Below are 19607 nucleotides of genomic sequence, written 5' to 3'. Positions count from 1 at the left end.
TTTCTTGAAAATCCATAGAAAAATGAAGATTCCTGCATTTAGTGGCAGCAGGCAGAAAAAGCCAAAATCCTCAGGGCGAAAATCGAAATTCCAAATCCAGCCGCTTTCTCGTTGGCATCCCGGTATACGTAAGTTGTTGGGTTGGATAGTGACGGCTAGTTCTGTACTGTTATGTTTACTATTATTGCCAACCCGCCTGCCAGGTATGGAATTATTGGGAATTGGCCCTAATTGGCTGTTAATCTGGGTAGTAGTTTGGAGTGTGAAACGCACAGTCTTTTCCGGAGCATTGGCAGGTATAGTTCTGGGGCTACTTCAAGATTCAATGACATCACCTAACCCTACTCATGCCCTCAGTTTAGGTATAGTGGGAATTTTAACTGCTTTGCTCCAAAAACAGCGTTTTATCGAAGAAGATTTTATTTCGATCGCTGTAATTGTTTTTGGTATGGCAGTTTTGGCAGAAACTATCTTTGGGTTGCAATTAACTTTGATTGACGATGCCTACGGTGGCCAAAGCCTACGCAAGGTAACAGATATTTGGACATATTACCAGCGTGTCGCCCTAGCCTCTGCCATTCTTAGTAGTCTGTGGGCACCTGTAGTCTATTATCCCCTAAATCGTTGGTGGCAGCGGATGAAATTGTTGGAGCAATAGTAAAGGAAGTTAAAAGTTAAGAAGGGGACAGGTTATAGGTAAGAGTAAAGAAAATTATCTTTTGTACCCTATACCCTGTAACCTAAATCTTATGGAATTTGGGCAACCTCTGGCAATATGGATTCAAGCTACAGTCAATTAAACAACACCGTATCATGGTAGTTAATAGCATTTATGTCTGATACTTTCTTTTTTGCCTTAAAAGAATATCAGGTAAGTCATCTCCTGATTTGCTGACGGCAGAATGTGGAAGCTTTCACTGAGTAACCTAGTTGGAGAACGCTGATGTCAAAGGAAAGAAAAAGTAATAAAGAAACTAAAAAACCTAAAAAAGATCCCAAAGACAAAAAGGAGAAAAAAGACCCAAACAAATAGGACGATTTAGGTAGGAAATAAGTCGTTAGATGCACTAACTCTGGCTCAACATTTTTTTAGTCTGAAGCCAGATCATAATCCAATACGGTTCAGTTAGACCTAAAAACCTTAGGCTGCGTAGGTTGGGGAGCCACTGCATTGCGTATTTTCCCCCCGTTGTTCGCGCAGCGTCTCCGACAGGAGAAGCAAGTGGCGTTTGAGGAACGTAGACCCAAAGGGACTTCCCGCAGGGTAACCCAACATTTTTGAGTATTTGTTGGGTTTCACTTTGTTCAACCCAACCTACTATTATCCTTAACCCAAGCGTATTGGATCACAACCAGGTTTTAAGTCTACATCTGATAATTTAGGTTGGCAGTGCGTGCGATGTCTACGACGGGCTACTTCTGGGCAACTAAATTAAGCAGGAGTAAACTTCAGCGAAACACCGTTCATGCAGTAGCGCTTGCCAGTGGGTGCAGGACCGTCATCAAAAACATGACCTAGATGACTACCACAACGACTGCAATGCACTTCAGTTCTGCTCATAAACAACGACTTATCGACAGTAGTGGCGATCGCACCTTCAATTGGATTAAAAAAGCTGGGCCAGCCAGTACCACTGTTAAATTTGGTATCAGATGTAAACAGTGGCTGTTGACACGCAGCACAAAAATAAGTGCCTTGGTCATATTCCTTATCCAATGGGCTGGTGTGAGGGCGTTCAGTCCCATGTTTACGCAATACATTAAACTGTTCTGGCGTTAAAATCGTGCTCCACTCTGACTCAGGTTTGGTAATTTCAAATCCACTGTTAGAAGTTGTCATCTTTTGTGACCCCCAATTGATATACCTTGATAACAATGCCGTGCCGACTATTACTGCACTAGCCTGTAAAAAATACCGTTTGTCCATATATCTATTATTTTCTATTTTCCGGTTAACTGGCCAATCAACTCCAGTACGGGATTCCCTACATTAATGACTATAATCAGCGATGTCTGACAACAAGCCGCAACTCTTGGAGACGCTTGGTGAACGCATCTACGCTCTGAATTAGCCCTGATAAACTAAAATTTAGGATATATTTGCACAGTCTTAAAAAAACAACTTCTCGCGCCAGTGTGACAAGCAATATCGCCAACTTGCTCAATTTTTAGCAACAGGGTATCTCCGTCACAGTTGTAAAAAAGTTCTTTTACCTTTTGAATATGCCCAGATGTTGCGTCTTTATGTCACAACTGGGAACGAGAACGACTCCAATAATGAGCTTCACCTGTGAATAATGTTTTTTGAATCGATTCATAATTCATCCAAGCCATCATCAAGATAGTACCATCGCAGTAATCTTGGGCTATAGCAGGAATTAAATCTTGTTCATTAAATTTAAGTTTTTCAATCCACAATAAATTTTGATTCATTAGCGTTTACTACAGACAATTCAATTTCTGGAGCATTACGTATTTTTTGTTGCTATCCAACCTCCGATCCAGAGAGCTGTAAAAAATCGAGTAATCTTGCTGAAATTTGCTTTTTGTAACAGTTCAGTAGTTCTTTCCTCAGAGATATAATGGAGATGTAAGATGTTGCTTGCTGCTTCCTCTATTATTTCTGGTGACATTCCTAAGTTACGTGCATGATATTTGTAAGCTTTTAGGAAATCGTTAAACCTTTCTGAGCCTTTCTGCTCACATGAATCAACCAGAATAAGTTTAGCTCCTGGTTTGAGACGTTGCGAAATGCTTTGAAGCAGTGACAGTTTTGCTCCGTCATCAGCGAGAAAGCTCATAGCAAGAATGCAAGTTGCTGCATCATAGAGGGGAGTTAGAGGCAGTTCATGCGTTAACCCTTGGTGAAGTTTCACGCGATTTGTTAACCCATGTAGCGCTACTTTTTCCTGGGCGATCGCCAGCATCTTTGCCGAAGGGTCAACGCCTGTAAGGAGCCAGTGCGGTTGCGCTTTCCCAAAAGTTGTGAGTTCCATACCGCCGCCAGCCGCAACAATCAGTAGATGAGCCTGCTCCGACACACTTACATCCAAGAGCGCAACTGCCATGTTGAATATTGACTCATAACCAGGCACAAAGCTACGTACTGCTACTTCATAATCTATCGTTTGGAATGTTGGATTTGAGTCAAAATCAAAGCGGCTCTGCTCTTTATTCATATTGAATTTGCCTTTTATCTTGAAAGTAGTTGCAAGGCAATGACAACTTTTGCTAGCATTGCCCAAGTTTGGTAAAGTTACTAAAACTTAGCATTGTGCCGGATTAAATTCATAAACTCCTCACAAGTCCGCGCATCTTCTGCAAACACACCGCGCATTGCACTAGTAACAGTCCAAGAACCAGGTTTTTGCACGCCGCGCATTACCATACAGATATGGGTTGCTTCCACAACTACTGCAACCCCTTGGGGTTTAAGTAAATCTTGCAGTGCATCAGCAATTTGTAGGGTGAGACGTTCTTGGACTTGCAAACGTCGGGCATACATTTCACAAATACGGGCAATTTTTGATAATCCTATGACCTTACCATTAGGAATGTAGGCAACATGAGCGCGACCAATTAAATTATTGGCAAAATATGATGTTCCCAAGAACTAAAAGGTAATGAAAATCATTATCATTTTTTAGCGCAAAAAAAGTTTGATGGTGCAACCTGGATGGAGAAAAGATAGAAGTCTTTAACTTTGGGTACGTTATTGGATGGTTGCAATGGAAAATGGTTGAGCGATGGAATTCGCGTTCCTTAAGAAGGGGCGTTGCTGATTGAGGAAAATTCTTCCACTTTCCGTTCCCGGTGTGGGTTTTTGTAGGGTAGCGTTTTTGGTTAACCTGCTTGTACTCTGCTGAACGTGTGGGAAAGAGCTAGACTTGGCTTGACAATAGCTGGGACAATTTTCTCACAAACCATTCTTGCGCCCGATAAATTCCGTGCTGTAGGCCCCACAAGCATTGCAGCCAAGCCACCCATGAGAAATAATTCACAACCAGGCCAACGCAGACAAGTATCTAAAACAGGCAAACCTTTAACAATTTTGATGGGGTAAGTCTCTAAAATATCTTTTAACAAGGGTTCCGTGGTGACATCGAATTTAGTGCCAGTCGATAACCAAATATAGTCGCCCTCATGTTGATTACCATCGCTACATTCCACGCGCCAATTTTCACCTAACCATTCGGCTTTTACTACTTGACAGTTTTCATCAATTCTGATTTTACCACGATGTACTTGTTGCCGTAGTTGTGTGGCGATGTCTACGACGGGCTACGCCTACGCAGGTGTCATGGAACCGCCATTTCTAGCTTGCTGAATCATCATTACCCGTTGCTCCCAATCTGATTGGGCAAAAAATCCCTTTAGGTACTTTGGCCCCAACCAACCCGGTTCAGCATCAAATAATTTTTCTGATAACTGCCGCCGAATCATCAGATGAACCTTCGCACCATGAGAAATAGCACCCACTGCCAAATGTCCACTCGTCAAGCCACCACCCACAATTAATACTCTCTTACCCATCAGATGCAATTTTCGTAAATCAATTGTTTGTGAATGGCAAAGTCTATCTTGTGGGTAGGCTGTCTGAATCTGGTTTACCCAATCAGGTATTTGAATTTGAGCGCTACCCGTTGCCAACACTACCCGCCGTGCAATGACTTCTTGTCCATCTTGCAAGCAGAGGCGGAATCTGGGACGCAAATGAGCTCTTAAGGGTTCAATACTCTTGACTGCTAAAGGAATAACTTGCTCGTGCAACTGCCGAACTCGAATTACATCCTGACAAAAATCCTCAAATAATTGCGTTCCTGGTAAATCATAGGGGGGAAATAACTCATCAGGACGAGATTGGGCAAATTTCCTTAAAGCAAAAGGGTTTGGATCGGGATGGTGGACGGCAAGCGTAAATGAGCGATTTCCAAAGCTTTAAATTGGTGTTCCCATTGACTCATCCATCTGCCACTGGGGTCAAATACTAGAAATTTCCGCCTGATTCTTTGCCGTTTTTGCAGCAGATGGGTACTCAAGGTCAAAGCATGAGGCCCAGCACCAATAATTGCCAGGTCAATTGTTGCAGGAACAGTGGTCGTAAATTGCATTGCTGGAGAGACAACCTGACTCTTATGAGAATAGTTATCATTCTACCTTGATCAGATCAGACCAGCAAGGTGATTCTCAAAATAGGGTCTTTGGACTGGAAGTGGGACAAGGAGAATAACCAATGCAGTAGACTTACCTAGTATTTACGATTTGCGCGGCTTTTCTAAGGATGAAGTTTTTCGGCAATTTTACTCGCAATACTGACAAAATCTCTCTGACTGTGGCTTTATCTGCTTCTAGCTTCCTATTCTTTCTTAGAGACAAAAGGAAAGGGGTAGAGGGGATGAGGGGGAGCAGAGGGGAAGTTGTAGTAAGTGTTTCGCTAACGCCCAATTTTTTCGATCGCCACTTGATCGAACACGGCTTAATATACATTGGTCTCATAGGAATACCGTAGTTTTATAAAAAACTTCTTGCTTGCTGAAGTGGAATATGTGATACTCTAAAGCAAGAAACAAAGCACGGTAATTCGATAGAAATACCGTAGTTTAAAAGGACAGGACTCATGCAGCTACTATGGTTCATCCCAACCCACGGCGACGGACGTTACCTTGCGACTGCTACAGGCAGACGGGCAGTAAGCTTTGCTTATCTGCGGCAGATTGCCCAAGCGGTGGATGACCTTGGTTATACAGGGGCATTGTTGCCTACAGGTCGCTCTTGCGAAGATGCTTGGATTGTAGCGTCAACGCTGGTATCACTGACCCGACAGATGTGTTTTTTGGTAGCGATTCGTCCCGGCTTGGTATCACCTGGAGTGGCAGCACGGATGGCAGCGACCTTTGATCGCCTCTCTGGGGGACGCTTGCTGATTAACGTCGTGACAGGAGGCGACCCCGTAGAGTTAGCGGGAGATGGCTTGCATTTGGATCACGATCAGCGCTATGAATTAACAGATGAATTTTTAACAGTATGGCGAGCGATCGCTAGTGGTGAACAAGCCAATCTTCAGGGCGACTATCTCAACATTCAGGATGGCAAACTGCTGTTTCCACCTGTTCAGAAGCCATATCCGCCCTTGTGGTTTGGCGGTTCCTCTGCTGTTGCTCAAAAAATTGCTGCCAAGCATATAGATGTTTATCTAACTTGGGGCGAACCACCGGCGCAAGTAGCCGAGAAGATTGCAGCAGTTCGCAGACTTGCTTTATCAGAAGGGCGGACTTTGCGGTTTGGAATTCGCCTACACGTGATTGTGCGAGAAACCGAGAGTGAAGCTTGGGATGCAGCGAATCAATTGATTAAGTATGTAGATGACGAGGCGATCGCTAAAGCCCAAAAAGCTTATGCCCGGATGGATTCAGTTGGACAACAGCGGATGACTCAATTACACCACGGTAATCGTGAGGCATTAGAGATCAGTCCAAATCTATGGGCGGGAGTCGGTTTAGTACGGGGTGGTGCAGGAACAGCCTTAGTAGGCGATCCCCAAACCGTAGCTGCCAGGATGTTGGAATATGCAGATTTAGGTATTGAATCCTTTATCCTCTCTGGCTATCCCCATCTAGAGGAAGCTTATCGAGTTGCAGAACTTTTATTTCCCCATTTGCCCTTAGAAAATCTACCCGCAGTAGAGAAACAACATGTATTGAGTCCGTTTGGTGAGATTGTGGCAAATGAAGATTTCCCTAAGCAACAGCATCAGGAAAGAGCAACGTCCATATCCTAGTAATTAAGAAGTAGGAGATTACCAGCAATGTTGCACCAACAAATTGACCAAAAAATCTCAGAAACAGAAGCGTGGGCATTGCGGCGGCAGTTGAGCATACCCAATAATAAACGCTTGTGGGTGCTAGCTTGCATGGATGAACGCTTACCTGTAGAAAAAGCATTGGGAATTGGTGAAGGAGATGCTCATATTTTCCGTAATGCCGGGGGTTTAGTTACGGATGATGCTATTCGGTCAGCAATGTTAACCACACACTTTTTTGGCACAAAAGAAATCATCGTGATTAACCATACCGAGTGTGGCATGATGACAGCATCAGGAGATTTTCTCACTGAGATATTGCAAAACCAAGGTATTGACGTGGATCAAGTTGCTGTCGATCCTGCTTTGCCAGAGTTGAAGCTACCAAAAGGCGTTTTCTCCAAGTGGATTAAAACGTTTACCGATGTGGATGAAATTTGCACACAGCAGGTGGAATTGCTGCGTAATTCTCTCTTAATTCCCCAGGATGTAGTTATTCATGGCTACATCTGGGAAGTGGAGAATATGAGTTTACGCCGTCCCTACAAACGTCTGAGTGAGAAGGTCAACACCGCAGAAGCTATGAAGACCAAAACCACAAAACACACTGAACCCGTTTTAGAAATTGGGAGTTTAATTGAATGACAAATATTCTGGCGATCGCTGGTAGTCCAACTCATCCATCCAGAACTTATGGTTTTGTCGAATACACTGCCAAGCTTTTACAACAAGAAGGCTTGCATGTAGACATTATTTCAGTTCGGGATTTGCCTGCTGAAGATTTAGTTTTTGGACGATACGACAGCCCAGCTTTAGAACAGCCAAAAGCTTTATTAGCAAAGGCAGATGGTGTGATTATTGCCACCCCAATTTACAAAGCTGCTTACACAGGAGTGCTGAAAACATTTCTAGATTTGCTGCCACAAAAATCATTGACAGGTAAACCCGTGTTACCAATTGCCCTTGGTGGGACGATCGCTCACTTATTGGCAATTGAATATGCCCTGAAACCTGTGTTATCTGAATTAGGAGCGCGGCATATCCTAGCTACTATTTATGCAGTAGACAAACAAATTCAACGACAAGCTGATAACAGCGTCCTGTTAGATGAGGAAATTGAGCAAAGACTCAAAGATGTTCTTAAGGAATTTGTTAAAGCTGTAGAATATGATGCCGCAGCGCCTCAAGAATTGGTTCATGCCAATTAAATAATCAAGTTTATACCTCCGTTTACTTGTAGCAGAGGGGTAATTTCTACCCACCTGCTACTTTTTTTTATAAAGTTAATCAGAGCAACAACATAATTTTTTTAGTTGGAAGTCCCTAATTTATTTTTTGGAGTTCCCCAAGCCTATGTCATTTTGGAAGAAATTATCGCTAAAGTAGATGTAAACCGCGTCCACCTTGAAAACTGTAGTTCCTTCCGGATGAACAGAAAAACCCTCATCCCCCAGCCCCTTCTGGCAATATTGCCAGAAGCAAAGCCAGAAACAAGTCCCTCTCCTAAGTAGGGAGAGGGATTGAGGGTGAGGGCTAAAACTATGGTTCTCAACATAGATGAGGTTTAGAAGCAGTTCACAGCTTTGGGGAAGCAGTGAAACAAGTAGGCGCTTCAATTTATAAATCTCATCGTTGGTTTTCGCGGGTGTTTGAGTGTAGGTTACTTATGTCCGAAACCGGACAGACAACATTAATCAAATTTTTTATACTAATTCCACCGACTGAAAGTTTTGGGAAAATACTTAGTTAAAATGGAGTGTAAAAGTTAGTAGGTCGGAATTACTGTAGATGTGCTATTCCAAGTTCGACGCCAAAAACCCTAGCATAAATAGTAAATTTTTTCTTAGTTAGAAAGTTAAGTATTGCTACCTTAAGTATGAATGATGAATAATTTGCAGAAATTTGCACAAGAAGTTGACCAAGATGAAGATATTTACTCACAATTGATGGTAATTAGCCAAGAGTCTATTAAGAACGAACATTACGAAACTGCCTACCATGCTTTGTGTGGCGCCTTGCACTATGCCCAAGATATTGGCGACGAGCATTGTGTAAGAGGTGTAGAAGAAGCGGCAAAAGCACAACGCAATTGGATTGATGCCCATGCTCCAAAACATCGGTTGTCAAGTCAGTCTACTACTTTACGCCAAGGTGTCAGCCTATACGACACGCTTGCCAGACAAGCATTTACACAGGCGCTGCTTATAAGAAATAAGAAATAATTAAGGCTGCAAAATTTTCGTAATTACTGAAAAGCCCGATTAACTCTCTTTTATCACTTTCAGTGGAGAATAATCTAGAACCTTTATATTTCGTACTTTCGCAACAAAGAAATTTAAATGACAAAATGGAGACGTGATCGCACAACTTCTGATTAAATCTGAGATATTGGCTTAATCTCCCCCACTTGCGATCGCCCTATTCTTCTAGCCAAAACAAAGGTAAATGAGCGGCAGATTAGAAGCTGATTTCTTGGGATTGTATTCCCAAGGGAAAATAAAAGACTCTTCAGGCTTCTGGAAAACTAATTCTTGGCTGAAAACTTAACCATTTTCATAGTCTACTGTTGGCGATTTTTTTCTTTGTAGCGATACCGCCAGATCATAAGGCCAGTGAGAAATAAAATTAGTGGTGCAAGTCCGACAAATACGTAGAGAATCTGAGATGTCAGTCCCCAGAAAGTGCCGAAGTGGAGATTGCCAAAAGAATCAATGACGCGATCGCTCAAAGACTTCAGTTTGGGAGTCACAACTTTGAGTACCTGTGCGGTGTAAGGATCGAGACTCACAGATTCACCCGTTTTGCTCTCAATCGTAAATGGACTGGTTTTAGCTTCGGGATACCATACAATTGAGACTTGCAAGCCTGGTACTGTTTGCTGGGCTTGCTTCAGGAGAACAGAGAGTGGTGCGAACGCCTGACTCGGCTGAGGCTTGACTATTATGTTCTCGCTACTGCTGGGTGAACTAAACGTGAGCGCATAAATAGCCGGATAAGTCCATTGCTCAAATACCCAGCAAAAACCAGTGAAGGCGGCGAAGCTCATAAATATTGCCATTGTGATACCTGCTACCTTATGCAGGTCAAAGTTGAGGCGTTTGGGAAGAGCGTTCCATTTGATTTTGAATCCGATCGCCAGCTTGCGCCAATCAGGCCACTGGATCACCCCTGTCAGCAATAGGATAACTAAAAGCAAGGATGCAATGCCGACAATGGTTGCTCCCCCTAAACCATACAACATCAGGCTTTTGTGCAAATCAAGTAAATAGTCAGTCAATCTAGATTCAGACAAGGAGCGATCGCCCATCGCTTTTCCCGTGTAAGGATTGATAAATGCTTGATGCCAGTCATCTGGCTTTTCTTTGGGATAATAACTGTACCTTGAATGGATGGCGTTCGTCGTTGGGAGCCAAGCTTCTTCATACAGTAGTGTTGCTAATTATTGTAAGCAGGCTTTGATCCGTTCTTGTTTATGCTGATTTATAGTGGGTGATGCACACTTTTTCTCTCTTCTTGCATTCTCCTAGAACTTGTATATCTTCCAAAACTGGATGCTCCGTAGACTCTAATAGATTCGTAAAGAAAATCTTAAGGATATCCAATTCATTACTGGGCAGGACTTTTAGAGAATAAACGCTCATACTCTTGACAAAATCATGACCTTATCGAATCAAACAGCGCTGCCCACAACCGGGCTATTTTGTCATTAGGGAACTCCAAAAAATAAATTATCCAATTTTACGCCCATCAAAACGAGTTTACCTCCCCCTGCTTCCTGCCTCCTGCCCTCAAAGTGATGGGATATTTTTTTATTTGGAAGTTCCTTACTGGCGGTAACAATCCGCTTTTTTGGTCAGGTTAGCCAGTAAATTAGATGTAGGGTGTAAAAAAATAAACTCAATGAAAGCGATGTCTAACGACAAGCCGCAAGGCGTCTGCGCTTCTGATTTGGCATCTATTGTCGGCGAAGAAAAAGCTGTTTGCCTTTGGGAAAATATCGAACTAGGTCAGCAAAAACGTATCCAACAGGCTATAGCTTCTGGAAATCCTCCCAGTTGTATTGTCTATCCCCGCAGTCAAAAACAGCTAGCCGCAGTCATCGCCACAGCTCACAGTCACAACTGGCGCGTCCTCCCCTGTGGTAGTGGCAGTAAACTTAGCTGGGGCGGTTTAGCTAAAGGCGTTGATGTCGTAGTCAGTACAGAACGCATCAACCAATTGATTGAACACGCTGTTGGGGATTTGACTGTCACGGTAGAAGCTGGGATGAAGTTCTCTGATCTCCAAGCACTTTTAGCAAAGTCGCGGCAATTTCTTGCCCTTGACCCCACAGCACCAGAATTGGCAACCATTGGTGGTATTGTCGCCACAGGTGATACAGGTTCTCTGCGACAACGTTATGGTAGTGTGCGCGACCAGTTACTAGGTATTACCTTTGTGCGTGCTGATGGACAAGTCGCCAAAGCTGGGGGAAGAGTAGTCAAAAATGTTGCCGGATATGACTTGATGAAGTTACTTACTGGGTCATATGGCACATTAGGCTTTATTAGTCAACTAACTTTTCGCCTGTATCCGCTACCAGAGACATCGGGGACGGTGGTACTAACGGGCAGTGCAGAGGCTATATCCCAAGCGGCAGATATCCTTCGAGGTTCGGCGTTAACACCAGTCCAAGCTGATTTGCTATCAACTAAATTGGTGTCCAGCTTAGGTTTGGATCAAGGACTGGGATTAATTGCCCGCTTTCAAAGTATTAGTGAGAGTGTTAAGGAACAATCAAACCGAGTTTTAGAAGTTGGACAAAAGTTAGGTTTAAACGGGGCAATTTTTGCAGATGGTGATGAAGCTAGTCTATGGCAGAGATTGCAAGAACGAATACATACTACTGCTACAGAATCAGTAATTACCTGCAAAATAGGAGTGTTGCCTACTGCTGCCGTGGAGATTTTGACTCAGGTAGAGTTGGGTTTAATTCATATAAGTAGTGGTTTGGGCTTGTTACAATTAGAGGATAAAAATCAAGTTTTGAAAGTGCGCGATGGGCTAGGCTCTGCTGAAGGCGATGCCTACGGCGGGCTGCGCCTACGCACTCAAGCTCATAGAGGTTTTTTAACAATTCTAGAAGCACCAGTGGCGGTTAAACAACAAATAGATGTTTGGGGCTACACTGGTAACGCTTTGCCGTTGATGCGCCAAATTAAAGAACAGTTTGATAGTAAAAATATTTTAAGTCCTGGTCGGTTTATCGGTGGGATTTAAGAAACTAACCGCAGAGACGCTGAGGACGCTGAGATAGAGAGGGGAAAGGGAAAAATATGCAAGTATCAGAAAATTCCGTTAATAATACGGCTAGTTTAAAAAATTTGAAGGGGTTTGATGAGAATCATCCGCCTGATCCAAAGTTGATTGATAGTTGTGTACATTGTGGATTTTGTCTTTCAACTTGTCCGAGTTATCGGGTACTTGGGAAGGAGATGGATTCTCCTAGAGGACGCATCTATTTAATGGATGCGATTAATGAAGGTGAAATTGCTCTCAATACAGCCACGGTAGAACATTTTGATTCTTGTTTGGGGTGTCTTGCTTGTGTGAGTACTTGTCCTTCTGGTGTGCAGTATGACAAGTTAATTTCTGCAACTCGTCACCAAGTTGAACGGAATTATCCCCGCAGTTTGCCAGACAAATTTATTCGTCAACTGATATTTTCTTTGTTTCCCTATCCCAACCTTTTACGGATTTTACTAGTTCCGTTGTTGGTTTATCAAAAGTTGGGGTTTGCGAAATTCTTTCGCGCTACAGGTTTACTCAATAAAATATCGCCCCGTTTGGCAGCTATGGAATCTATTCTGCCAGAAATTACTCTCAAATCTTTTCAAGATAATTTGCCTACTGTCATCCGCGCCCAAGGTGAAAAGCGCTACCGAGTTGGGGTAATTTTGGGTTGCGTACAACGGCTGTTTTTCTCCTCAGTGAATGAAGCAACAGTGCGGGTTTTAACAGCGAATGGTTGTGAAGTTGTGATTCCGAAATCTCAAGGTTGTTGTGCAGCGCTTCCCGAACACCAAGGACAAACAGAACAGGCGAAAGCTTTAGCAAGGCAGATGATTGATAGTTTTGCCAACACTGATGTAGATTTCGTAATTATCAATGCTGCTGGTTGTGGTCATACTTTGAAGGAATACGGTCACATTTTAGAAAATGACCCAGAATATCGGGAAAAGGCGAAGGATTTTGCGGCTAAGGTTAAAGATGCTCAAGAGTTTTTGGCAACTGTTGGGTTAACAGCGAAACTATCGCCACTGACTGATAAACCTTTGAATTTAGTTTATCAAGATGCTTGTCATTTATTGCATGGACAAAAAATTAGCGTGCAACCGCGTCAGGTGTTGCGACAAATTCCAGGGGTGAAGTTGAGAGAACCAATAGACGCGGCTTTATGTTGTGGCAGTGCTGGGGTTTATAATATGCTGCAACCGGAAGTTTCTGAAGAATTGGGTCAGCAAAAAGTGCAGAATTTGTTGAATACTGGTGCTGATTTAATTGCTTCTGCTAATCCGGGGTGTACTTTGCAAATTACGAAGCATTTACAGTTGCAGGGAAAGAAGATTTCAGTTATTCATCCGATGGAGTTGTTGGATTATTCAATTCGGGGTGAAAAGTTGGAATTGTAGACATTTCTTATGCGTTGGACATTTTGTCATTGATTTTAAAGCAAAGAGCCAAAGCTACGTTTTTACTCCCCTCTCGGAGAGCCTACAGTATACACACAAGTCTGAAATAGCTGATTAACCAGGGTTTTACCCCACCCTAACCCTCCCCTTGTCAAGGGGAGAGAACAAGATTTCTTATTTCCCCCCTTTATAAGGGGAGCCACTGCGTTGCGGAGGTTCCCTCCGAGCAAGTGGCGTGGGATTAAGGGGGGTAATTTGACTTGTGTATACACCGTAGCTAGAAGAGCGGGGAGGAGTTGTGGGTGCGGTTCATCTGAATTCTGTTTAATTAAACAAACAAAAATAATCAGTCGTTTTGAAAGGTTTTTTCCGAAATAGCGGCTTTGTCGTCTGTATAATCACTGAAATGGGCAAGAGTATCAGCCTAATTTCAGGTTATTTGTGATGGAACTAGATTTAGTCAGGTTTTTTCAAGCTTGCAACCCCAGTAAGACTCTGGTTGTGAGCAAACCGGAAGATAGACAATATTATATTGATTTCTCTAAAGTGCGTGGTGCCAAGATTATTGAGGAACTTGGGCGAACTATTACCCGCCTTTCACCTGAGCAGCCCACTTGTCAATTATTTACCGGACATATCGGCTGTGGCAAATCCACTGAGTTACTGCGGCTAAAGGCAGAGCTAGAGCAGCAGGGATTTCATGTGGTTTATTTCGAGTCTAGCCAAAGCCTGGATATGGCTGATATTGATGTTACAGATATTTTACTGGCAGTAGCGCGTGAGGTAAGTCAAAGTCTAGAAGCAATAAAAATTAACCTCAAACCAGGATACTTTAAAAATCTGTTTACAGAAATCTCTGAGTTTTTGCAAACGCCGTTAGATATTGGGGTGGAGGCTGAATTATCTGTAGGTATTGCCAAAATTACTGCCAAAACTAAAGATAGTCCCAAACTTCGCGGTCAGTTGCGACAATATTTAGAACCGCGTACTAATGGCATTTTAGAATCAATTAACAAAGAATTGCTCAAGCCTGCTAGAGAAAAACTCAAGCAGCAGAGTAAAAAAGGACTGGTGGTAATTATAGATAATCTCGACCGAGTGGATAATTCTCAGAAGCCTTCCGGTCATTATCAGCCAGAATATCTCTTTGTGGAACGCGGTGAACAGTTAAATCAACTAAATTGTCATGTTGTCTACACCATTCCTCTAGTGTTGATTTTTTCCAACGCTTTAGGAAGGTTAACAAATCGCTTCGGGGTAGACCCCAAGGTTTTGCCGATGGTTCCCGTGCAACTACAAGATGGTTCGCAATTCTCACAAGGAATCACGCTGCTGCAACAGATGGTTATGACGAGGGCTTTTCCTGGTGTTAGTTGGGAACAAAGTCGGAATTTAATTACTGAGGTTTTTGACAGTCCTGATACTTTAGAGCGACTTTGCCGAGTTAGCGGCGGTCATTTGCGTAATTTGCTAATGTTATTGTTTCGCTGTCTTCAGCAAGAAGACCCACCTCTGTCGAGGGAGTGCGTAGACAGGGTGATTAAACAACGCCGCAATGAGTTAACTTTGGCAATTACGCCCGATGAATGGGAAGTGCTGCGTGAGGTGGCGCAAGAGAAAAGCTTGAGAGGTCATGAAAGATACGAACTTTTACTCCGCAGTATGTTTGTATTTGAATACCGGAATGAGGATGGTTCGTGGTTTGATATGAATCCAATTTTGGTTGAAGCGAAGGAATTTAGGTTATGAATCGGCTATAGAGGCGTACAGATGTCATTGGTGTCAACTTCAGGTAAAACACAAGAGAAACACTCTCGTTTCCAGGTTATACCTGGAAATGCGCCTCATTGCGGCTCTATCGCTAATAAACGAGGCAGAGCCTCACAGTAGGCATTCCCAGCCTCTGGCTGGGAACGAGAGAACCATGTGAGTGATGACGGGAGCGATATCAGGGATGACGGGAGTGACATCAGGGATAACGGGAGCGATATCAGGGATGACGGGAGTCATATCAGGGATAACGGGAGCGATATCAGGAATGACGGGAGTCATATCAAGGATGACGGGAGCGATATCAGGGATGACGGGAGCGATATCAGGAATGACGGGAGCAACATCAGTGGTAATTTTCATAACTACAGCTTTTTAAAATTAGCAGAAATCATTCTCCTGCCCACTGCCCCTACTTGCATGATGTAATCATACAAACAGCTAGTATAAGGTAAATCATCTATGTTATGAGTAATCAGCAAGAGCCAGAAAATTTAGCCTTTGACAATGAGAGTTCATTGCAAACTCTGGTGCGAACAATTACCCTTTCTCAGGGAGAATTTTCGCTGATTTTGCTGCGCTGTAACTATGCTGCTTTACGTCAGCGCATGGTGCAACGTCTGCACCAATTATCTCCTGTACACATTCACGAAATTACCTTACCTGCATCAGTCAAAACGCTTTACACAAATATACGCGAACAACTGGGAGATGAACAGCCACCTGCATTGATGATTTTTGGTTTAGAGACTGTTAAAGATGTTGGCACAGTTTTGACTTCTGCTAACCAAGTGCGGGAGGAATTTAGAAAGAACTTACCGTTTCCGATATTGTTGTGGATTAATGATTCGGTTCTGCAACAATTTCTTCGATTAGCAACTGATTTAGAGAATTGGGCAACTATCATTGAATTTCAAAACCCTACTGATGAGTTAGTCAACTTTCTCCAGCAAAAAAGTGATGAAATCTTTACTGATGATGTAAAGCCTAATCCCCAAATGTGCCGAGAACTAAAAACCGCTCGTCAGGATTTGCAAAATCGAGGGGAAGTATTAAAAGCAGCACTTCAAGCAAGTTTAGAGTTTGTGCTTGGCTTGAATGATTATATCGATGACCAGATAGATACTGCTGTAGGACATTATCAACAAAGTTTGGGGTTTTGGCGACAAAGTAATCATTTAGAACGACAAGGTATATTACTCGTTAATATTGCTTTGGCGTATAACCGCCAAGCTGAAAAAAATCAGACAGAAAATTCACGCTATTGGCAAGAGTCTAAAAATTACCTTCAGCAAGCTATTGATATTTTTGAACAAGCACGACGTTCAGATTTAGTCGCAAAACATATTACTAAACTGGGTGAAGTGCTGCGAGGTTTGCAAGCATGGCTAGAGTTGCAAAGCCTTGTTGAAAAATCTCTGCCGCTACATCAAAATTATGGCACACCGTTGCAATTGGCTAAAGATTATGGTTTTTTGGCAGAGGTAGCTTTAGAGCAGTCACGCTGGGATGAAGCTAATCAACTCGTAGGGCAAGCATTGCAAATATTAGCTGATCTTCCTAATATTAAATCAGAGGAATTTGGATTATATCGGTTTATTTTAGCCAAATCGCAACAGGGTTTAGGTCAAGTTCAAGTAGCAATTAATAATTTAGAAGCTGCAAAAAGCGAAAGTAATCATCAGTACAACCCGCATTTGTATATATCTATATTAGAGAGGTTATGCTTACTCTACTTTGGGCAAGGTGAATATCTCAAAGCTTTTTATATTAAGCAAGAGCAATTACAAATTGAACAACAATATGGTTTTCGCGCTTTTGTTGGTGCATCTTATCTAAATCCCCAGCGACAGGCAATTAATTCTGCACAGTTGCAAGTAGAAAATCCTGAAACAATTGCTCAAGAAATTGCCGTTTCTGGTCGGGGACAAGATGTGAAGCGGTTGCGAGAAAGAATTGGCGGGACTGAGCATAAATTGACTGTAATTCATGGTCAGTCAGGAGTGGGAAAAAGTTCAATTTTGCAGGGTGGATTAATTCCAGCGCTACGACAGGAAGCAATTGGTGAGCGAGATGCTTTACCTATTCTGTTGCGAGTATATACAGATTGGGTGGGAATGTTGGGGCAGAGTTTGGCTAAAGCTTTTGAGGAAGTCAGAGGTAATCAATTATCTGTGAATCTGGATTCCTCAGATGCTATTTTAGGAGAGTTACGAAAGAATGCTGACAGGAATCTGTTAACAGTTTTAATGTTTGACCAGTTTGAAGAGTTTTTCTTTGTTTATACCGACCAAAGTCAAAGACGATTGTTTTATGATTTTTTGCGAGTCTGCTTAGATATTCCCTTTGTAAAAGTGATTCTGTCTTTGCGGGAAGATTATTTACATTATTTATTAGATTTAGAACGTTTATTTAATTTAAGTGCAATTAATAATAATATTCTTGATAAAAATATTCGCTATTATTTGGGTAACTTTTTGCCCGCAGATGCTAAGGCAGTTGTGCTGAGTTTAACAGAACGCTCTCACTTTTACCTAGAGCCTGCACTGATTGATGAATTAGTGCAGGATTTAGCAGGTGAGTTGGGGGAAATACGCCCGATTGAGTTACAAATTGTGGGGACGCAACTGCAAACTGAGAAAATTACAACTTTAGAAAAGTATCGTCAGTTTGGCATTAAAGAAAAACTGGTTGAGCGATTTTTAGAAGAAGTCATCCAAGATTGTGGTGCAGAGAATGAACAAGTTGCTCAACTGGTTTTATATTTACTCACAGATGAAAACGGAACTCGTCCTCTGAAGACTCGTGCTGAGTTAACCGCAGATTTACCAGCAGAAGTTGATAAACTAGATTTGGTGTTAGAGATTTTTGTGGCATCAAGGTTAGTATTGCTGTTACCAGAATCTCCGGCTGACCGTTATCAACTGGTACATGATTACCTCGTGTCGTTTATTCGCCAACAACAGGGAAGTGAGTTGTTAGCAGAATTAGCAAAAATTCGGGAACAACAGAAGCTAACTGAAGAGGAATTGAAGCGTGAACAAGAGGCAAGGCAGATATTAGTTGATGCTCAACGCAAAGCTGATCAGCAAATTCAAGAGGGACGCAAGCGGTTAGCGATAAGTTCTGGTTTAGCGGTGTGTCTATTATTATTGGCAGGTATATCATCTTTATATTCGTTGAATAAAATTCAATTTGCTAAGGATACTGAAGCTCAAGACAAATTAGTGACTCAACGCCTGCAAGCTACACAAAAGCAAGAGGCAGAAATGCAGAATAAAGCGCAAGAATTAGAAACTAAAAATAAAGATGCGGAACAAAAGTTTAAAGTAGCGCAGAAGAATCAGCAAGCCGCAGAAGTTAAATTTAAGGTAGCAAAATCAGAAACTCAACAAGCAAAACAAAATCTAACAAATGCTCAGGCAGATTTAGAGAATGTAAACCAGCAAGCAGCAGAATTACAATATAAAAATTCTCAAGCAGAGGAAAAAATTAAAACAGCTAACGAACGAGTAAAAACTGCTCAAAAGAAAGCACAACAGGGAAATATACAACAACAGGAAGCAGAATCTAAAACTAAACAGGCTCAAACTATTTTGAGTCAAGCACAAGTAGCCCTGACAAAAGCAGACGAAGCTACACAAGCAGCAGAGACAGCACAAAAACAAGCACAGGAGAGAACAAAGCTAGAACTGGCTGGAGTTAATGCCTCAGAACAGTTTGAGTATGCCGAGTTAGAATCGCTGGTGTCAGCAGTGCAGAATGGGAAAGAGTTAAAAACTTTGGTTAAAAATGGTCGTCCTTTAGAAAAATATCCAACTACCAGCCCTATTTTAGCTTTGGATAGTATTCTCAATAAAATTAAAGAACGTAACCAGTTTCAAGGGCATCAAGGCCCAGTCTATAGTGTGAGTTTCAGCCCGGACGGCAAAACCATCGCCACGGCATCAGGTGACGGTACAGCGCGGTTGTGGAACCTGCAAGGGCAACTGCTGCAAGAATTCAAAGGGCATAAAGGCCCAGTCTGGGGTGTGAGTTTCAGCCCGGACGGCAAAACCATCGCCACGGCATCAGGTGACGATACAGCGCGGTTGTGGAACCTGCAAGGGCAAGCACTGCAAGAATTCAAAGGGCATAAAGGCCCAGTCTGGGGTGTGAGTTTCAGCCCGGACGGCAAAACCATCGCCACGGCATCAGGTGACGATACAGCGCGGTTGTGGAACCTGCAAGGGCAAGCACTGCAAGAATTCAAAGGGCATAAAGGCCCAGTCTGGGGTGTGAGTTTCAGCCCGGACGGCAAAACCATCGCCACGGCATCAGGTGACGATACAGCGCGGTTGTGGAACCTGCAAGGGCAAGCACTGCAA

18 protein-coding genes and 2 pseudogenes are annotated in these 19607 nt (G+C 42.7%); 10 read left to right on the top strand and 10 right to left on the bottom strand.

Features of this window, described 5'->3' with window-relative positions; genetic code table 11:
- Positions 1 to 22 precede the first annotated feature (22 nt).
- Complete coding sequence (mreD, locus tag V7K85_RS05305; protein ID WP_334811611.1) at positions 23 to 658, top strand: rod shape-determining protein MreD; 636 nt, start codon at positions 23 to 25, stop codon at positions 656 to 658.
- Between the two features lie 774 nt (positions 659 to 1432).
- Here the strand turns inward: mreD and msrB are convergent.
- The 7 genes and pseudogenes from msrB to V7K85_RS36370 form a co-directional block, all read right to left on the bottom strand.
- Positions 1433 to 1927 carry a peptide-methionine (R)-S-oxide reductase MsrB gene (msrB, locus tag V7K85_RS05300; RefSeq protein ID WP_334811610.1) on the bottom strand — a complete coding sequence of 165 codons (495 nt, stop codon included), beginning with the start codon at positions 1925 to 1927 and terminating at the stop codon, positions 1433 to 1435.
- Between the two features lie 188 nt (positions 1928 to 2115).
- Positions 2116 to 2433, bottom strand: a pseudogene (gene hisI / locus V7K85_RS05295) (phosphoribosyl-AMP cyclohydrolase); the annotation flags it as partial.
- A 35-nt stretch (positions 2434 to 2468) separates the two neighbouring features.
- Positions 2469 to 3179: a class I SAM-dependent methyltransferase gene (locus V7K85_RS05290; protein ID WP_334811609.1), complete on the bottom strand. Its 711-nt coding sequence runs from the start codon at positions 3177 to 3179 to the stop codon at positions 2469 to 2471.
- A gap of 80 nt (positions 3180 to 3259) precedes the next feature.
- A pseudogene (gene folE / locus V7K85_RS05285) lies at positions 3260 to 3618 on the bottom strand (GTP cyclohydrolase I); the annotation flags it as partial.
- Between the two features lie 225 nt (positions 3619 to 3843).
- Positions 3844 to 4170, bottom strand: coding sequence for a hypothetical protein (locus tag V7K85_RS36380; protein WP_442940546.1), 327 nt, complete (start codon positions 4168 to 4170; stop codon positions 3844 to 3846).
- Positions 4171 to 4287: 117 nt separating this feature from the next.
- Positions 4288 to 4770 (bottom strand): FAD-dependent oxidoreductase, encoded by a 483-nt coding sequence (locus V7K85_RS36375; protein ID WP_442940545.1) that lies wholly within the window; start codon positions 4768 to 4770, stop codon positions 4288 to 4290.
- A 104-nt stretch (positions 4771 to 4874) separates the two neighbouring features.
- Positions 4875 to 5111, bottom strand: a complete 237-nt coding sequence (locus V7K85_RS36370; protein ID WP_442940544.1) for a hypothetical protein — start codon at positions 5109 to 5111, stop codon at positions 4875 to 4877.
- A 506-nt stretch (positions 5112 to 5617) separates the two neighbouring features.
- Between V7K85_RS36370 and ssuD the strand changes: the two genes are divergently transcribed.
- The 5 genes from ssuD to V7K85_RS05255 all read left to right on the top strand — a co-directional run bounded on the left by ssuD (position 5618) and on the right by V7K85_RS05255 (position 9021).
- Positions 5618 to 6778 (top strand): FMNH2-dependent alkanesulfonate monooxygenase, encoded by a 1161-nt coding sequence (gene ssuD / locus V7K85_RS05275; RefSeq protein ID WP_334811608.1) that lies wholly within the window; start codon positions 5618 to 5620, stop codon positions 6776 to 6778.
- A gap of 27 nt (positions 6779 to 6805) precedes the next feature.
- The gene (locus V7K85_RS05270; RefSeq protein ID WP_334811607.1) at positions 6806 to 7444 is read left to right on the top strand and encodes a beta-class carbonic anhydrase; all 639 of its coding nucleotides are present in this window, start codon (positions 6806 to 6808) and stop codon (positions 7442 to 7444) included.
- On the top strand, positions 7441 to 8007 hold the full coding sequence (gene ssuE, locus V7K85_RS05265) for an NADPH-dependent FMN reductase (RefSeq protein WP_334811606.1): 567 nt from the start codon (positions 7441 to 7443) through the stop codon (positions 8005 to 8007). Before V7K85_RS05270 ends, ssuE begins: the two co-directional genes overlap by 4 nt.
- Before the next feature lie 105 nt (positions 8008 to 8112).
- Entirely contained in the window at positions 8113 to 8310 is a 198-nt protein-coding gene (locus V7K85_RS05260; protein WP_334811605.1) for a hypothetical protein, read from the top strand.
- A 369-nt stretch (positions 8311 to 8679) separates the two neighbouring features.
- Positions 8680 to 9021 (top strand): hypothetical protein, encoded by a 342-nt coding sequence (locus tag V7K85_RS05255; RefSeq protein ID WP_334811604.1) that lies wholly within the window; start codon positions 8680 to 8682, stop codon positions 9019 to 9021.
- A gap of 338 nt (positions 9022 to 9359) precedes the next feature.
- On the opposite strand, the gene V7K85_RS05250 is transcribed toward V7K85_RS05255, so the two are convergent.
- Together V7K85_RS05250 and V7K85_RS05245 are read right to left on the bottom strand one after the other, a co-directional pair.
- Positions 9360 to 10130, bottom strand: a complete 771-nt coding sequence (locus V7K85_RS05250; protein WP_334811656.1) for a PepSY-associated TM helix domain-containing protein — start codon at positions 10128 to 10130, stop codon at positions 9360 to 9362.
- The gene (locus tag V7K85_RS05245; protein ID WP_334811603.1) at positions 10073 to 10222 is read right to left on the bottom strand and encodes a hypothetical protein; all 150 of its coding nucleotides are present in this window, start codon (positions 10220 to 10222) and stop codon (positions 10073 to 10075) included. Before V7K85_RS05245 ends, V7K85_RS05250 begins: the two co-directional genes overlap by 58 nt.
- A 477-nt stretch (positions 10223 to 10699) precedes the next feature.
- On the opposite strand from V7K85_RS05245, the gene V7K85_RS05240 reads away from it, so the two are divergent.
- The 3 genes from V7K85_RS05240 (at position 10700) to V7K85_RS05230 (ending at position 15219) form a co-directional block, all read left to right on the top strand.
- Positions 10700 to 12058, top strand: coding sequence for an FAD-binding oxidoreductase (locus V7K85_RS05240; protein WP_334811602.1), 1359 nt, complete (start codon positions 10700 to 10702; stop codon positions 12056 to 12058).
- A 56-nt stretch (positions 12059 to 12114) separates the two neighbouring features.
- On the top strand, positions 12115 to 13470 hold the full coding sequence (locus V7K85_RS05235; protein ID WP_334811601.1) for a (Fe-S)-binding protein: 1356 nt from the start codon (positions 12115 to 12117) through the stop codon (positions 13468 to 13470).
- A 444-nt stretch (positions 13471 to 13914) separates the two neighbouring features.
- On the top strand, positions 13915 to 15219 hold the full coding sequence (locus V7K85_RS05230) for a P-loop NTPase fold protein (protein WP_334811600.1): 1305 nt from the start codon (positions 13915 to 13917) through the stop codon (positions 15217 to 15219).
- 132 nt (positions 15220 to 15351) lie between these two features.
- On the opposite strand, the gene V7K85_RS05225 is transcribed toward V7K85_RS05230, so the two are convergent.
- Entirely contained in the window at positions 15352 to 15603 is a 252-nt protein-coding gene (locus V7K85_RS05225; RefSeq protein WP_334811599.1) for a hypothetical protein, read from the bottom strand.
- Positions 15604 to 15707: 104 nt separating this feature from the next.
- Here V7K85_RS05225 and V7K85_RS05220 point away from each other — a divergent pair.
- The coding region (locus tag V7K85_RS05220) for an nSTAND1 domain-containing NTPase (protein ID WP_334811598.1) at positions 15708 to 19607 on the top strand (3900 nt) is incomplete at its 3' end.

The sequence above is a fragment of the Nostoc sp. genome (genome assembly GCF_036917615.1).
GTDB lineage: Bacteria > Cyanobacteriota > Cyanobacteriia > Cyanobacteriales > Nostocaceae > Nostoc.
The sequence above is the reverse complement of the archived record's forward strand: the minus strand, read 5'-3'. Positions and strand labels throughout refer to the sequence as shown.

What these genes read in the sequence shown, in the direction of transcription:
- V7K85_RS05235 (WP_334811601.1), top strand. Translation starts at nt 12,115, where the DNA reads ATGCAAGTATCAGAAAATTCCGTTAATAATACGGCTAGTTTAAAAAAT.
- V7K85_RS05270 (WP_334811607.1), top strand. Translation starts at nt 6,806, where the DNA reads ATGTTGCACCAACAAATTGACCAAAAAATCTCAGAAACAGAAGCGTGG.
- mreD (WP_334811611.1), top strand. Translation starts at nt 23, where the DNA reads ATGAAGATTCCTGCATTTAGTGGCAGCAGGCAGAAAAAGCCAAAATCC.
- V7K85_RS05290 (WP_334811609.1), bottom strand. Translation starts at nt 3,179, where the DNA reads ATGAATAAAGAGCAGAGCCGCTTTGATTTTGACTCAAATCCAACATTC.
- V7K85_RS05225 (WP_334811599.1), bottom strand. Translation starts at nt 15,603, where the DNA reads ATGAAAATTACCACTGATGTTGCTCCCGTCATTCCTGATATCGCTCCC.
- ssuE (WP_334811606.1), top strand. Translation starts at nt 7,441, where the DNA reads ATGACAAATATTCTGGCGATCGCTGGTAGTCCAACTCATCCATCCAGA.
- V7K85_RS36370 (WP_442940544.1), bottom strand. Translation starts at nt 5,111, where the DNA reads ATGCAATTTACGACCACTGTTCCTGCAACAATTGACCTGGCAATTATT.
- V7K85_RS05255 (WP_334811604.1), top strand. Translation starts at nt 8,680, where the DNA reads ATGATGAATAATTTGCAGAAATTTGCACAAGAAGTTGACCAAGATGAA.
- msrB (WP_334811610.1), bottom strand. Translation starts at nt 1,927, where the DNA reads ATGGACAAACGGTATTTTTTACAGGCTAGTGCAGTAATAGTCGGCACG.
- ssuD (WP_334811608.1), top strand. Translation starts at nt 5,618, where the DNA reads ATGCAGCTACTATGGTTCATCCCAACCCACGGCGACGGACGTTACCTT.
- V7K85_RS05245 (WP_334811603.1), bottom strand. Translation starts at nt 10,222, where the DNA reads ATGAAGAAGCTTGGCTCCCAACGACGAACGCCATCCATTCAAGGTACA.
- V7K85_RS05230 (WP_334811600.1), top strand. Translation starts at nt 13,915, where the DNA reads ATGGAACTAGATTTAGTCAGGTTTTTTCAAGCTTGCAACCCCAGTAAG.
- V7K85_RS05240 (WP_334811602.1), top strand. Translation starts at nt 10,700, where the DNA reads ATGAAAGCGATGTCTAACGACAAGCCGCAAGGCGTCTGCGCTTCTGAT.